Origin of the sequence: Pandoraea pnomenusa, assembly GCF_040391475.1 — a bacterium.
In the GTDB taxonomy this organism is placed as follows: Bacteria; Pseudomonadota; Gammaproteobacteria; order Burkholderiales; family Burkholderiaceae; genus Pandoraea; species Pandoraea pnomenusa_C.
The window spans coordinates 206,072-220,985 of the sequence record NZ_JBEBXS010000005.1; the positions used below are offsets into that span (position 1 = coordinate 206,072).

Here is a 14,914-nt window from a genome sequence, read left to right on the forward strand (position 1 = left end):
CGTGGCGTGCGGCCCACACCGTTGTTGACGCACGCCACACCGTTGGCCCACCATCGGGGACTTCATCCTCCTCACGGCGCATCGCTCACATGCGCAAGCTCCGATGGTGAAAACGCCCGCGTCAACCTCCACGAAAACCACACGCGCCGCCGACAGCGAGCGCATTCGTATCGGCGTCGGCGGCTGGAACTTCGCGCCGTGGCAAGGCACGTTCTATCCCGAGAAGTGGCCCAGGCGCCGCGAACTCGAATACGCCAGCCGGCACCTCTCCTCCATCGAAATCAACAGCACGTTCTACGGCTCGCAGAAACCGGCCACCTTCCGCAACTGGTTCGAAGAGACACCGGACGATTTCGTGTTTTCGGTCAAGGCGTCGCGCTATGCCACGCATCGGCGCCTGCTCGGCGAGGCTGGCGATTCCGTCGCCCGCTTCTTCGATAGCGGCGTGCTGGAACTGGGCAAAAAGCTAGGGCCGGTTAACTGGCAGTTCGCCCCGACGAAAGCATTCGACGCCGAGGATTTCGAGCATTTCCTGCGCCTGTTGCCGGTCGAGGCAGGGGGTCGTCCGATCCGCCATGCGCTCGAGGTCCGGCATGAAAGCTTCGCCGTGCCCGAGTTTGTCGCGTTGGCGCGCAAGTACAAAATGGCCATCGTCCTGGCCGGCGATGCGAAGTTTCCGTGCATTGCCGACGTCACCGCACCGTTCGTCTATGCGCGGCTGATGGGAACACAGGAACGCTACAAGCTCGGCTATGCCCCCAAGGCGATGACGCAATGGCTCGCTCGGGCGGAAACGTTTGCACAGGGCGGCGTGCCGAAGGACCTCGACACCCTCGCCGGTGCGCCGCCCAAGGCGAAGCATCGTGATGTCTTTCTCTATGTGATCAGCGGCTTCAAGGAACGCAATCCGGCGGCAGCGATGGCAATGATTGCGGCATTGGCCAAGCACTGAATTACACGCTGGCGTGACGAATGAAAAACGCGGCGCACAAGGCGCCGCGTTCGGTACAGCCACTACGGTCAATCGGTCCGTCCCGCGAGTCTGGCCCGCGGGGAGTAATCAGTGCATGGCCGCCGAGTTGCGCGCATCTGCCGACGTCGCGGCAACATGCCCGCTCGCACGCTCCCACGCATTCTTCGCCAGCAAGGCAACGGTAGCGATCAGCGCGGGCACTGCCAACAGCGAAAACGTCGACGCAAAGCCCAGGTGACGACGCATGAGTTCCGCACCGAGCAAGGCGCCAGCGATGCCGCCAAAGCGCCCGATGCCCAGCATCCACGCCACGCCCGTGGCACGGCCATGCGTCGGGTAGAACATCGCGGCCAGCGACGGCATCGACGACTGCGCACCATTCATTGCCGTACCCGCGAGGAAGATCAAGGTCACGAGCACGCCGATGTTGCCCATCGCCTGCCCGACCGCGTAGACCAGCACGGCGGTGAGCGCGTAGCCCACGGCCACCACCTTTTGCGCATTGAACCTGTCCATGAACCAGCCGGACAGAATCGTGCCGATGCCGCCGCCCAGCGGGAACAATGCCGTAATCAGTGCGGCGCGCTCGATGGTGAAACCTGCATCCTTGAAGAGGATCGGCATCCAGCTCGTGAGCAGATAGAAGATCACGAGCCCCATGAAGTAGGTCACCCACAGCGTGAGCGAACCGAAGCCGTATTGCTTCGAGAGCACCACGCCGATGGCCGACCCGGCGCGCTTCGGCGCAGCTTCGTTGACGGTGAAAGTGGCCACGTCGGCGAGCGACTCGCCCGAGATCCGCGACAGAATGCGGCGCACGCGCTCGACGGGCTTGCGTTGCACGACGAGGAACTTGACCGACTCCGGCAGGCAGAGGATGAGCAGTACCGAGAGCACCAGCGGCAGCACGCCGCCGAGCACGAGCACGCTATGCCAGCCGAAGTGCGGGATCAGCCACGACGCCACGAACCCGCCCACCGACGCACCGAGCGGAAACCCGCAGAACATCGTGTTGACGATGATCGCGCGGCGCGGTTCGGGCGCGTATTCCGAGATCAGCGTCACCGCGTTGGGCATGGCCGCGCCCAACCCGAGACCGGTCAGGAACCGCAGCACCGTGAGGGTCTCGAGATCTTGCGCGAAAGCCGTCGCGAGGCTCGCGACACCGAAGAACACCACGGAGAGGACAAGCAGGGTCTTGCGGCCGAGCCTGTCGGCGAGCGGCCCGGCGAAGATCGCGCCGCCGGCCAGACCGAACAGTGCCGCCGAGAGGACCGGACCGAGCGATCCCTTGTCGATGTGCCACTGCTGCACGAGTGCAGGGGCGATATAGCCGATCGCGGCCGTATCGAATCCATCGATGGCAACGATGAAGAAACACAGGATCAGCACCAGCCACTGGTAGCCGGAAAAACGTTGTGCGTTGATATAGGTGGGTACGTCCACCGTGCGCGTTTGATTCATGAAGCTGTCTCCTCGAGGCGTGTCCGCCTCGTTTGTCATCCCATTATTTTTGTTGGAATCCGGCACCGCCTGCGCAACCGTGGGTTGGGGGTGGTGCGCAATGTCTGCCCGGCGGCGTCTCGAATTCTGCCGCTACTTTACGTCCTTCGAATGCCGCTCGAAATGATCTTTCGTCAGTTCATCCATAACGCACAGTTATGGACGCAAAGGGAATCGTGCGGTTGGGCGGTGGGTGGCGAGGCCGATCGGTCGATGCATCGGTTATGGCACACCGCCCCATACGGGCACGGCGGGCCATGCCCGCCCCCGTGCCTGCATCGATCAGACCAGCGGCAACCCGACGTAATTCTCTGCCAGCATGAGCGATGCGGCACGCGAGCTGACGACATACTCCAGCTCCGAGCGCTGCATTTGCTGCTCGAACGGCGTGGCGTCGTCCAGACGATGCAGCATGCGAGTCATCCAGTACGAGAAGTGCTCGGCACGCCAGACCCGCTTGAGCGCTGCCTCCGAATAGCCTTGCAGCCCGGCATCGCTGTCGCGGTGGAAGAAGTCGTCGAGCGCGCGGGCAAGACGCCATACGTCCGCGACCGCCAGGTTCATGCCCTTGGCGCCCGTCGGCGGCACGATATGCGCGGCGTCGCCGGCGAGGAACAGACGACCATACTGCATCGGCGTGGCAACGAAGCTGCGCATGGCCACCACGTTCTTCTGGAAGATCGGGCCTTCCGTGAGACGCCAGCCATCGCTCGTCTCCGTACGCGTGTGCAATTCGTGCCAGATCTGCTCGTCGCTCCACTGCTCGGCGCGCTCGCTCGGATCGCATTGAAAATACATGCGCTGCACCGTCGGCGAACGCGTGCTGATGAGCGCAAAACCGCGCTCGTGCGCTGCGTAGATCAGTTCGTCGGACGACGGCGGGGCCTCGACCAGCACGCCGAACCAGCCGAACGGATACACGCGCTGATACTCCTTGCGCACGGATGCGGGCATCGCCTGGCGGCATACGCCATGAAAACCGTCACAGCCGGCGACAAAGTCGCACGTCAGGCGTCGCGTCTGCCCGTCAACGGTGAATTGCACACTCGGTTGCGTGCTGTCGATGTCGTGCACCGATACATCCGACACGTCGAACAGAATCTCGCCCTGCGCCGCTTCGCGCGCCACGATCAGATCCTTGATGACCTCGTGCTGGGCATAGACGGTAATGGACCGCCCCGTGAGCTCAGTGAGCGCGATGCGATGACGCTGGCCGCCGAAGGCGAGTTCGACACCGTGGTGCACCGCCCCTTCGCGGCGCATGCGTTCGCCGACGCCCGTCTCGTTGAGGATGTCCATCGTGCCCTGCTCCAGCACGCCGGCACGGATGGTCGATTCGACGGCCTCGCGCGAGCGCGATTCGAGCACGATCGATTCGATGCCCTGCAGGTGAAGCAGATGGGAAAGCAGCAGGCCGGCGGGACCGGCGCCGACGATGACGACTGGGTAATGGGTACGCATGAGTTGTCTCCTGTAGTTGCCTCGCCCTCGTCCGGCGACCGTTTGCCGGGCATGTCGCGACAGAAACCCGGCAGGCGTGCGGATTGCATTTCTCGGTTGCCTTGCGCACACCGCCTGCACTTAGGACTGCGCGTAAACGAGCATGTCGAAAGCGATTATTTCGCCTTGTCACGAGGAGCGAATGCGTCATATCTTATGGAGCGCGCGCGTCGCGTTGAATGGATGAATCGACGACTTTCTTGTACTTTTTTGACAACTTCGCCCAAGGGAAAACCAGTATGTCAGGCGCGACATCCCGGCTGCGCGCGGCGCGCGAGACGATTCCGGAGTTTTCGCTCTACGGCGAGTTGACGGAAACCGACAGCGCCGATTTCGTCCACATCGAATGGATTGAAACGCGCAGCCGTCTGTACGACTGGCATATCGACACGCACCGGCATCTCGGGCTGTTTCAGGTACTGGCGATTTTCGAGGGCTCGGTGGAGGCGAACGTCGACGACGCGACGTGGGTGGTCACCGGCCCGGCCGTCATCACGGTGCACCCGTCGGCGGTCCACAACTTCCGCTTCTCGCGCGGCGCACACGGGCTGGTGCTGACGATGGCGCAGAGCGTGCCGTTCGACACCTCGATCGGCGCCGAGGCCGACATGGCGTCGCTGCTGCGCAAGCCGTGGCTCTTCCCGCTGGCCGACGCGCCGCAAACGCGCGACCGTCTCTACACCCTGCTCGGGCTGATCATGGACGAGTTCTCGCGCCCGCAACTGGGGCACGGGGAAATGGTCGGCTGGCTTACGCGCAGCGTGCTGTTACTGCTCGCTCGCCTGCATGCGCATCACGACTCTGCGACCCGTGCGGGGCGCTCGGAAGTGGATCTCTTCGCGAGATTTCGCGCCTTGGTGGAGACGCACTACACCGAAGCGTGGGCTATCCCCACGTATGCCGAACGGCTGCATGTGACCGAGAGCAAGCTCAATCGGTTGTGTCGGCGTATCGCGGGCAAGTCGGCGTTCGATCTGGTGCAGGATCGCCTGATGCTTGAAGCCCGGCGCAAACTCATCTACATCCCGGCACCGGTCTCGCACGTGGCGTACGAACTGGGCTTCCAGGATCCCGCGTACTTCTGCCGTGTCTTCAAGCGGCATGTCGGGGTCACGCCGTCGGCCTTCCGGCGCACGGCACAGCACGCCCATCTCGGCGACGAGTCGTGAGACGTCGATGACACCTGTCGGGTTGGCGGGGCAGCGCCATCGCGTGCCCCGCCCCCGCGCTATTACGCCACAGCCAGCGCTGGTACTGCTTATGCGCCGACCGGCGTCTTCCCCCGTAGAAAGGACAGCAGCGCGTCGGTAACGGCGCCTGCGCACTCGATGTTCGACAGATGCGCCCCGGGCACGATGACCTGCTGCGCGCCGCGAATCCGTTCGACGATAGCCGTCGACATCGCGGGCGGCGTGGCCAGATCGCCCGCGCCGGTCACGACCAGCGTCGGCGCCTTGATCGACGCAATTTCATCGAGCTGGTTCATGTCGCGCACGGCCGCACACGCCGCCGCATAGCCCTGTGCCGAAAGCGACCGGAACATCGCCTTCATGCGCTCGATGAGCGCAGGCTCCTGTTCGGCGAATTCGGGCGTGAACCAGCGCGATACCACGGCGTCGGCAACCGCGCCCATGCCGTCGGCCTGTACGGTGCGGATGCGCGCGTTCCAGCCGTCTTCGCCGCCGATGTGTGCCGACGAGCAGACAATCGCGAGGCGCTCTAGCCGCTCAGGCGCGTGAATGCCGAGCCACATGCCGGTCATTCCGCCCATCGATACGCCCGCCAGACTGGCGCGTTCGATGTTCAGCGCGTCGAGCAGCGCGAGCACGTCGCGGCCCAATTGGTCGATAACGTACGGACCGGGCGTCACAGACGATCCGCCGTGTCCGCGCGTGTCGTAACGGATCACGCGGAATTCGCGAGCCAGTGCGCTCAATTGGGGCGCCCACATGTCGAGCGTCGTCCCCAGCGAGTTGGACAACACGAGCGCAGGTGCGCGGTCGTCGCCGTCGATAGCCACACGCAGCGTCGCGTCGCCGACATCGATCAATCGTTCTACGGTCATTCGTGTCGCCCCCTCACACCTGGCCGTCCGCACGCTCGCGCGCACGGGTGGTCGAGCCGGGATCGGCCGCTTCCATTTCCGCGAAGACCTTCTCGGCATCGTGAATGGCCTGATTCGCCGCCGGCAGTCCGCAGTACAGCGCAGCGTGCATGAAAAGCTCTTTCATCTCCTCGCGCGTCACCCCGTTGTTGAATGCTGCGCGAACGTGCATGCGGAATTCATCGCCGCGATTCAGTGCGATGAGCAACGCCATCGTGACCATGCTGCGCATATGGCGCGTGAGGCCGGGTCGCGTCCAGACATCGCCCCAGGCGAAGCGCGTGATGAAGTTCTGGAAGTCGTCGTTGAAGTCGTTGATGCGCGTGAGCGTGCGGTCGACGTGGGCGTCACCGAGCACGGCGCGGCGCACTTGCATGCCGTTGTCGTAGCGGTCCTGATCGTTCATTTGGATTTCCTGCCGGATTGAGCGGGCACCGCAGCCGCATCGACGCGCGCAAGCACGCGGCTCACGAACGTCTCGGCGGCGCCCAGATAATGTTGCGGATCGGTGAGGCGCTCGAGCGCCTCCGGGGATAGCACGCGGGTAATATCGCTGTCTTCGCGCAGCACGTCGAGCAGATGCCGCTGTTGCGCGATGGCGTCGCGACAGCGTGCTTCGACGCGGCGATGCGCTTCGAGCCGTCCCATCGACTCACCCAACGCCATCGTGACCGCCTCGGCCATGATGAGCCCGTGGGTGATGTCCACGTTGGCACGCATGCGCGCCGCATCGACGGTCCAGTCGGCGACGAGCGTGCGCGCGGTGGCGAGCGCGCCGCCGCACAGCATGAGCAGTTCGGGCAAGGTTTCCCACTCGGCATGCCATGTACCGAGTCCGCGCTCGTGGTCCTGTTGCATGGCGCCGAACAGCGTGGCGGCGAGGTTCGGCGTGCGTGCCGCCGCACCCAGAATGGCCGCGCATCCGACCGGATTACGCTTGTGCGGCATGGTGGACGAGCCGCCACGCCCGGGGCCGGAGGCTTCCGCGATCTCGCCGACTTCCGTCTGCGTGAGCATGGCCGTATCGCGCGCGAACTTGCCGAGCGAGCCGGTCAGCGACGCGGCCCAACCTCCCACGCGCACGATGCGATCGCGCTGCCCATGCCAGGGCGTGTCGGCGTCGGGCAAGCCGAGGTGTCGTGCGAGCGCCGCCGCCACCGCCGGTCCCTGCGTGCCGAGCGACGCCAGCGTGCCCGCCGCACCACCGAACTGCACGCACAGCGCCTGTTCGCGCACGTGCGCGAGGTCGGTCCGGGCGCGCAGCAAGGCGTCGAGGGTACCGGCGAGCTTGAGCCCGAAGGTGATCGGCAACGCGTGTTGTAACCACGTGCGCCCCACCATGACCGTGGCGCGATGCTGGCGAACCTGTTCGGCGAGTTCGCCGATGAAGGCATCCAGGTCGGCACCGAGATCGTCGAGGGCGCCGCGCACCTGCAGGATGAGGCCGGTGTCGATGGCGTCCTGACTGGTGGCACCCCAATGCACGAAGCGCGCGGCGTCGGCATCGTGCGCCGCCACCTGGGCCGTGAGTTGCTTGACCAGAGGAATGGCGAGGTTGCCCGCACAGGCTGCGGCATCGCGCAAAGCGGGCCAGTCGAGCGCGCCGGCATGCGCAGCGGCGGCAATCGGGGCGACGGCGGCGGCCGGAATCAGGCCGGTCTCGGCTTCGGCGGCGGCAAGCGCCACTTCGAAGTCGAGCATGCCCTGGAGCGTGGCGTCGCGCGAGAATCGCGCCGTCACGGCCGAGCCGCGCAGCAAGGAATCAAGCAGTTCCGTCATCGGAGAGTCTGTTGCGTTGCAAAAATGCAGATACGGCTCCAGGCCGCCGGCACTTGCATGCCGGCAGCCTGAAGCCGCGCCAGTTTCAGCCTTGCATGACCGACATCAGAGGTCGAGGAAGACCGTCTCCTCGTCGCCCTGCATGCGGATGTCGAACCGGTACGACACACGGCCACCGCTCACCTCGCGACGCGCGACCAGCGTGTGACGACGCTCGGCCGGCACTTGTTGCAGCACGGGGTCGGCCGCATTGGCCGCTGCCTCGTCGTCGAAATAGATACGCGTAAACAGATGATTGAGCAAGCCCCGCATCGTCAGAATCACGTCGATGCGCGGGGCATCGCCCGGCGCAGCCGCGCCCGGCTTGATCGTCTCGATCACGAAGCGGTGCTCCGGATCCGTGCCCGTGCCGCAACGGCCCGTGCCCGCGAAACCGGTGCGCTCGATATCCTCGGCCGTACGCACGTACTTGCCATGCGCGTCGGCCTGCACCACCTCGATCAGCGCGTCGTTGATCGGATTGCCGGCGCCGTCGTACACGCAGCCGATCAGGCGAATCTGCTCGCCCTCGGCACGGTCGGTCGCCACCACGGGCGTAAAGGCGCTCTTGAAGTCGTACAGGTACTGCTCCGGCGACAGGCCGTAGGCGAAATACGGGCCGACGGTCTGCGACGGCGTTTGCTGATAGTCGGACATGGCTCAGGACTCCATCGGCGTTTGGTCGGCACCGCGCAGGACGATGTCGAATTCATAACCCAGCGCGTACTCGGGCTCGGTGATATCCATCGAGAAACGCGCGATCAAACGGTCGCGGGCATGCGCCGGCGTGGCCTGGAAGATCGGATCGTAGCCGAGCAGCGGGTCGCCCGGGAAATACATCTGCGTGACCAGACGCGTCGCGAAGTAGTGACCGAACACCGAGAAGTGCAAGTGCTGCGGGCGCCACGCATTGTGGTGATTCTTCCACGGATACGCGCCCGGCTTGATCGTCAGGAATTTGTAGCGGCCTTCGGCATCGGTCATGGCACGACCGGCCCCGAGGAAGTTCGGGTCGAGCGGCGCGTCGTGCTGATCGACCTTGTGCACGTAGCGCCCGCAGGCGTTGGCCTGCCACAGCTCCACGAGCGTGTTCGGCACCGGACGACCGCCTTCGTCGAGCACGCGGCCCGTGACGATCATGCGTTCGCCGAGCGGCTCGCCGTTGCGCACGGCATTGCGCGTGAGGTCGCCGTCGAGCGCGCCGATGATGCCGTTGCCGTAGACCGGCGCGCGCAGGTCGGCGAGGTTCTGTTTGACGGGGACGAGCAATTGCTTGGGCCCGCGCAGCGCCGTGGACTTGTACCCGCTGTCGATGAGCTTGGGATGCGAATCCCAGTCGCGGGGGCGCAGGACGGTTGTCGTGTTCGACATGGTCTCACTCCATTTTGTGTTGACTGATCTGGCAGGCGTCGTGGCCCATCGCCAGCTTGTTTTCGACACTATATCCATAATCAACGGATATATTTATTGACATTTTCTTAGGCTTTTCATAACTTTCCGGCATGGAAAGACACCTACTCGACGGGCGAATCAAGCTGCGCCATCTGCAATGCCTGCTGGCCGTGGCCCAGCACGGCAGCCTCCAGCGCGCCGCCGATGCGTTGTCCATCACGCAACCCGCCGTGAGCAAGACCATTGCCGAGCTGGAAAGCCTGCTGGGCGTGCGCCTGTTCGAGCGCGGACGCAACGGGGCGCGGCCCACGGCGCAGGCCGAACTGTTCCTGCGTCATGCGGGCGCGAGCGTGAGTGCGCTGCGCCAGGGCATCGACGTGCTCTCGCGAGCCGTCGGCCAGACCGGCGGCGTGATCGAGATCGCCGTATTGCCCACGCTGGCCGCCGCCATGATGCCCAGCGTGCTGGAAGCCTTCCGCCGCGAATGGCCCGGCATCGTGGTGCAGGTGCATACCGGGGCGAATCAGCAGTTGCTCACCCGCCTGAAATCCGGGGAAATGGCGTTGGCGCTCGGCCGCATGTCCGATCCGGAAGGCATGGCCGGACTCACGTTCGAGCATCTGTGCGCCACCCCCCTGTGCGTGGTCGTGCGCCCGACGCATCCGCTCGTGCAGCAGCGCAGCGTGTCGATGGCGGACCTGGCGAACCATCACGTGATCCTGCCGCCGCACGGCACGATCCTGCGGCATACCGCCGACAGCTTCCTGCGGGCGCATGGTGTGGGTACGCTCGACGACTACTCCGAGTTGCTGTCGATGTCGCTCGCCCGCGCCATGACCTTGCGCGACGACGTCGTCTGGATCGCGTCCGAGATCACCGTGCAGGACGACCTCGCCGACGGCGCCCTGTGCGCCCTGCCCTTTGCCACGCAGGGCACCGAGGAATCCATCGGCATTCTGTGGCGCAACGACACCGTCCCCACCCCGCCCGAGCAGACGCTCATCAGCGCCATGCGCGAAGCCGCGCGGGCGCGCTACGGCATGCAGGGGCTTCGCTGACGGCGCCACGCGTCACGTCTGCGCCACAGTGGCATCGTCCGCCGTATGCGCCGGCGCCAGCCCGAGCATCCTGACGGCGTTGTCCTTGAGCAGCAGCGGCTTGACCTCGTCGCGAAAGCCCGCCGTCTCGAAGTCGCGCAGCCAGCGATCCGGTGCGATGAGCGGGAAATCCGAGCCGAACAGCATCTTCTCCCGCAACAGCGAGTTTGCGTACTGGATCAGTTCCGGCGAGAAGTACTTCGGCGACCATCCCGACAGATCGATGTAGACGTTCGGCTTGTGCAGCGCAATCGACAGCGCCTGCGATTGCCACGGCCACGACGGATGCGCGATCACGATGTTCATGTCCGGGAAATCGGTCGCCACATCGTCCAGATGAATGGGCTCGGAGAACTTGAGCCGCAACCCGCCACCGCCCGGCATGCCCGAACCGATGCCCGAATGCCCGCTGTGGAACACGGCCGTGAGCTTGTACTCCGCGATCAGCTCGTACATCGGGTACGCCATGCGGTCGTTTGCAAAGAAGCCCTGCATGGTCGGGTGGAACTTGAACCCGCGCACCCCGAACTCCTCCACGAGGCGTCGCGCCTCGCGCACGCCCATGCGTCCCTTGTGCGGGTCGATGCTCGCGAACGCGATCATGATGTCGGCGTTCTCTTGCGCGAAGCCCGCGATCTCCTCGTTCGGAATGCGGCGACGCCCGATGTTCGCCTCACAATCGACAGTGAACATCACAAAGCCGATATTGCGTTCGCGATAGTGCGCGATCGTCTCGGGAATGGTCGGCCGGCGATTTTGCTTGAGCACGGTGCCGAAGTACTTGTCGGCAGCGTCATCGAAGTCCTTGCCGAACAGGTCCGGTGGCTGGCAGCACGACACCTCCGCATGCACGTGCGTGTCGATGGCGATGAGCGTGTCGAGCTTCATTCGGCTGTCTCCGGGTCCAGGATTTGGGCTGCCACGATCGCCATTGCGCGACGTGCCTCCGGCAGTTCGAACTTGAGCCAATAGCGGGCAGCACGGCGCTTGCCCGGTGCATCGGTCAGCGCCGCCTGCGCCCACAGTCCTGCCATCGACAGCCCGTACACCACACGCATCGCTTCCCCTGCCACGCACAGCGCCGCGCGCGGCGACGCTTGCGCCAGCGCGACGACCTGCGGCACCAGCGCGGTCCATTCGTCGAGCGCCGCCAGCGCTGCGTCGAAGCCACCCAGTGCCTCGATACCGCGTGCGGCATGCATCTGTTCCCGTGCCCACGAGACCCACTGGCGCAGCGTCGCGCCTTCGTCTCGAACGATCTTTCGCATCAGCAGATCGACGGCCTGAATCTCGTTCGTCCCCTCGTAGATCATGGGGATACGCGCGTCGCGCAGATACTGCGAGATGCCGGTCTCCTCAACATAGCCGTAGCCGCCGAAGACCTGCAATGCGCCGCTCGCCCCTTCGAACGCCTGCGCCGTGAGCATCGCCTTGACGACGGGGGTCAGCAGCGCGGCCAGCGCGTCGGCCTGCGCGCGTGCCTGTGCCGTGGAGGCGTGATGTGCCTCGTCGATGGCGAGCGCCGCGCGGTACAGCAGGAGTCGCGCGCCCTCGACCGCAACGCGTTGCCCTTCGAGCAAACGCCACACGGCCGGGTGCTGTGCGATAGGCGTGTCCGCCGGCGCACCCGGCACGCGCGACTGCACGCGCTCGCTGGCGTGGCGCATGGCCATTTCATAGGCGCTCTGCGCGAGTCCGACGCCGGAGGCGCCCACGTGCAAACGCGCCGAATTCATCATCGCGAACATCGCTTCAAGCCCGCGATGCGGCTTGCCGACGAGATACCCGGTCGCGCCTTCGAACGCCATCGAACACGTGGCGCTGCCGCGAATCCCCATCTTGTGCTCGATGCCCGTACAGCGCACCGCGTTGCGCTCGCCGTTCGCGAGCACTTTCGGCACGAGAAACAGCGACAGTCCCCCACTGCCGGCAGGCGCCTGCGGCGTGCGAGCCAGCACGAGGTGGACGATGTTCGGCGTCAGGTCCTGCTCGCCGCCGGAGATGAAGATCTTCTCGCCCGTGACAAGGACGGTCTCGTCCTGCCCCGCGACCCATTCCGCACGGGTACGAATCTGGCCCAGATCGCTGCCCGCGCCCGGTTCGGTGAGCGCCATCGTCGCCAGCCACTCGCCGCTGACCAGCGGCCCCAGCCACGCCTCGCGCAGCGCGTCGCTGCCGAAGCGATGCACGCATTCGTAGGCGCCGTGCAGAATGCCGGGATACATCGTCCAGGCGAGATTCGCGCCCGCGATCAGTTCCTGTACGGCAACCTGCGCCACGACAGGCAGCCCCTGCCCGCCCAGCGACGGATCGCACGGCAACGACGGCCAGCCGGCATCGCGATACTGACGATAGGCGTCGGCGAATCCCGCAGGCGTGACGACTTCGCCGTCGCGCCATGTGCATCCCTCGCGGTCGCCCACGGCATTCAGCGGGGCGAGCACTTCCCGCGAGAACCGCGCCGCTTCGTCGACGACCTGCACGAGCGTCGCCGTGTCGAATTCACGGAACGGGGCAAGTCGCGTCAATGCATCGCCCACGCCCAACGTGTCCAGAACGAATGCGATATCGTCCGCCGCGCTCTGCAATTCGGAATAGCGCATATCAACGCCTTGCTGGCGCGAGAATGATGTGACGCGCGTCGACCTGCGCCGCGTGCAACACATCGACACTCGCCGCGCGATGGTCCTGCACCGCCCGCTGGTTGATCGAACCTTTGTCGGTGACTTCGCCTCGATCCAGCGAAGGCGGCGTGTCAAGCAACATGAGACGCGCGACGTACGTGGCGCTGCCGCCCGCCGTCGTATTGAGGCGCGCGAGCAGCGCCGCGAAAGCGTCACGCACAGCCGCCGAGCCGAGCACATCGGCCAGCGACGCATCCTTCGCCATTCCACTGAGCCGTCGGCAATCCTCCACACGCGGGAACACCATCAGGCCGATGTCGTCGCGATTGATACCGGTGACAACGGCGTCCTGCACATACGGCGCCCCCTCCGAGATCACGCGAGCGCGCAACGGCCCTACGCTCACGAAGGTGCCCGAACTCAGCTTGAAGTCTTCGGTAATGCGTCCGTCGAACTGCAGACCAATCTCGGGTTGTTGGGCGTCGACGAACGTCGCCGCGTCGCCCGTGCAGTAGTAGCCCTCGTCGTCGAAGACCGGATCGCTCGCCTCGTGACGCCAGTACCCGGCCATGACGTTCGGCCCGCGAAAGCGGACTTCGAGCTTGCCGCCCACCGGCGCGAGCTTCACCTCGCAGCCTGGCGCGGGCAACCCGATGTAGCCGGCGCGCATGATCGGCCCGGTGGTGAACATGCAGCTTGGCGAGGTTTCCGTCATGCCGAGGCCGGACATGATCCGGATACGCTCGCCGCAGTGCGCTTCGGTCACACGCTCCAGCCGGTCCCAGGCGGCCTGCGACAGTCCCGCACCACCAAAGAAGTAGAGATTCACGCGGGCAAAGAAGCGCGCCCGCAAGTCGGCATCGCTTTCCAGCGCGATGGCGAGGTCTTCCCATCCCTTCGGCACGTTGAAATACACCGTCGGGGAAATCTCGCGCAGATTGCGCAGCGTCTCCTCGAACTTGCCGGCCACCGGCTTGCCGTCGTCGATGTAGAGCGTGCCGCCGTTGTACAGCGCAATGCCCACATTGTGACTGCCGCCGTAGGTGTGATTCCACGGCAGCCAGTCGACCAGCACCGGCGGCGCCTCCCCGAACGTCGGGAATGTCTGCAGCAGCATCTGCTGGTTGCTGCAAAGCATGCGCTGGGTCGTCGGCACGGCCTTCGGCTGTCGCGTCGAGCCGGACGTGAAGAGAATCTTCGCCACCGTGTCGCCGCTCACCTGTGCGTGCGTGGCATCGATGTCGCGCGGCACGGCGTCGAGCAGCGTGTCGAACGGGAGTGTGCCGCCGTCGCCGCGTGCGGTCACACGCAGCACGTCGTCGCCGAGTACGGCATCCATCGCACGACCGTAGGCAGTGGCGTCCGTCGCATAGACGAGGCCCGGGCGCAGCACGCCGAGCGTGTGCCGCAGCTTGCCGAAGTCCGTCGACACGACGGAATAGGCGGGCGAGATCGGCGCGAACGGCACGCCCGCGTACATCGCGCCAAGCGCCAGTTGGAAGTGTTCGAGATCGTTGCCGGAGAGGATCGCTACCGGACGCTCCGCCGACAGCCCGCGATCCCGCAGGGCCTGGCCGATGGCGCGTGCGCGCAGCAGCATCTGCGCATAGGTGATGCCGATCCATGCGCCGTCCGGGCCACGTCGTGCGATCAGCCAGCGCTCCGGATGCCGAGCCGCGCCCGAGACCAGTCGGTCGGTCAGCCGCTCGGGGAAGTCGCCGAGGACCTCACGCGAGCGCAGATACCAGAACTCGCCGTCGCGCTTCACGTCCACGCCGGGATTGCCGATGGTGACCTGACGATAACGATGCGCGGCGATGCCGGTCGACACCGGGGCCGCGGCCGTGTTGTTGCCTTGATTCAAAACACTGTCTCCTGCTTCGAACCCGCCACGACGCATTCT

Annotated in this window: 13 protein-coding genes; 3 read left to right on the plus strand and 10 right to left on the minus strand. The window is 65.5% G+C overall.

The genetic code is table 11. From position 1 onward, the window contains the following. Positions 1-103 precede the first annotated feature (103 nt). On the plus strand, positions 104-952 hold the full coding sequence (locus ABWO90_RS08090) for a DUF72 domain-containing protein (RefSeq protein ID WP_353190691.1): 849 nt from the start codon (positions 104-106) through the stop codon (positions 950-952). A 108-nt stretch (positions 953-1,060) separates the two neighbouring features. Here the strand turns inward: ABWO90_RS08090 and ABWO90_RS08095 are convergent, their stop codons facing one another. Together ABWO90_RS08095 and pobA are read right to left on the minus strand one after the other, a co-directional pair. After that, the gene (locus ABWO90_RS08095; protein ID WP_353190692.1) at positions 1,061-2,437 is read right to left on the minus strand and encodes an MFS transporter; all 1,377 of its coding nucleotides are present in this window, start codon (positions 2,435-2,437) and stop codon (positions 1,061-1,063) included. A gap of 321 nt (positions 2,438-2,758) precedes the next feature. Continuing rightward, positions 2,759-3,937, minus strand: a complete 1,179-nt coding sequence (pobA, locus tag ABWO90_RS08100; RefSeq protein ID WP_353190693.1) for a 4-hydroxybenzoate 3-monooxygenase — start codon at positions 3,935-3,937, stop codon at positions 2,759-2,761. A gap of 278 nt (positions 3,938-4,215) precedes the next feature. Between pobA and ABWO90_RS08105 the strand changes: the two genes are divergently transcribed. Further along, a complete protein-coding gene (locus ABWO90_RS08105) occupies positions 4,216-5,145 on the plus strand; it encodes a helix-turn-helix domain-containing protein (protein WP_353190694.1) in 930 nt (309 codons plus the stop codon). A gap of 89 nt (positions 5,146-5,234) precedes the next feature. Here ABWO90_RS08105 and pcaD read toward each other — a convergent pair whose 3' ends face one another. The 5 genes from pcaD to pcaH all read right to left on the minus strand — a co-directional run bounded on the left by pcaD (position 5,235) and on the right by pcaH (position 9,269). Beyond that, entirely contained in the window at positions 5,235-6,041 is an 807-nt protein-coding gene (pcaD, locus tag ABWO90_RS08110) for a 3-oxoadipate enol-lactonase (protein ID WP_353190695.1), read from the minus strand. Positions 6,042-6,054: 13 nt separating this feature from the next. Further along, on the minus strand, positions 6,055-6,486 hold the full coding sequence (gene pcaC, locus ABWO90_RS08115; protein ID WP_353190696.1) for a 4-carboxymuconolactone decarboxylase: 432 nt from the start codon (positions 6,484-6,486) through the stop codon (positions 6,055-6,057). Further along, complete coding sequence (locus ABWO90_RS08120; protein ID WP_353190697.1) at positions 6,483-7,859, minus strand: 3-carboxy-cis,cis-muconate cycloisomerase; 1,377 nt, start codon at positions 7,857-7,859, stop codon at positions 6,483-6,485. The genes pcaC and ABWO90_RS08120 overlap by 4 nt, the downstream gene beginning before the upstream one ends. 105 nt (positions 7,860-7,964) lie before the next feature. Continuing rightward, positions 7,965-8,555: a protocatechuate 3,4-dioxygenase subunit alpha gene (pcaG, locus tag ABWO90_RS08125; RefSeq protein ID WP_353190698.1), complete on the minus strand. Its 591-nt coding sequence runs from the start codon at positions 8,553-8,555 to the stop codon at positions 7,965-7,967. A 3-nt stretch (positions 8,556-8,558) separates the two neighbouring features. Beyond that, entirely contained in the window at positions 8,559-9,269 is a 711-nt protein-coding gene (gene pcaH, locus ABWO90_RS08130) for a protocatechuate 3,4-dioxygenase subunit beta (RefSeq protein WP_353190699.1), read from the minus strand. A gap of 131 nt (positions 9,270-9,400) precedes the next feature. On the opposite strand from pcaH, the gene pcaQ reads away from it, so the two are divergent. Continuing rightward, positions 9,401-10,348: a pca operon transcription factor PcaQ gene (pcaQ, locus tag ABWO90_RS08135; protein WP_353190700.1), complete on the plus strand. Its 948-nt coding sequence runs from the start codon at positions 9,401-9,403 to the stop codon at positions 10,346-10,348. Positions 10,349-10,360: 12 nt separating this feature from the next. Here the strand turns inward: pcaQ and ABWO90_RS08140 are convergent, their stop codons facing one another. Genes ABWO90_RS08140 through ABWO90_RS08150 form a run of 3 tightly spaced genes read right to left on the minus strand, consistent with a single transcriptional unit; the run spans position 10,361 to position 14,875 of the window. After that, complete coding sequence (locus ABWO90_RS08140; protein WP_353190701.1) at positions 10,361-11,275, minus strand: amidohydrolase family protein; 915 nt, start codon at positions 11,273-11,275, stop codon at positions 10,361-10,363. After that, positions 11,272-12,990, minus strand: a complete 1,719-nt coding sequence (locus ABWO90_RS08145) for an acyl-CoA dehydrogenase family protein (protein WP_353190702.1) — start codon at positions 12,988-12,990, stop codon at positions 11,272-11,274. The genes ABWO90_RS08140 and ABWO90_RS08145 overlap by 4 nt, the downstream gene beginning before the upstream one ends. A 1-nt stretch (position 12,991) precedes the next feature. Further along, on the minus strand, positions 12,992-14,875 hold the full coding sequence (locus ABWO90_RS08150) for a feruloyl-CoA synthase (protein WP_502922565.1): 1,884 nt from the start codon (positions 14,873-14,875) through the stop codon (positions 12,992-12,994). Positions 14,876-14,914 lie beyond the last annotated feature (39 nt).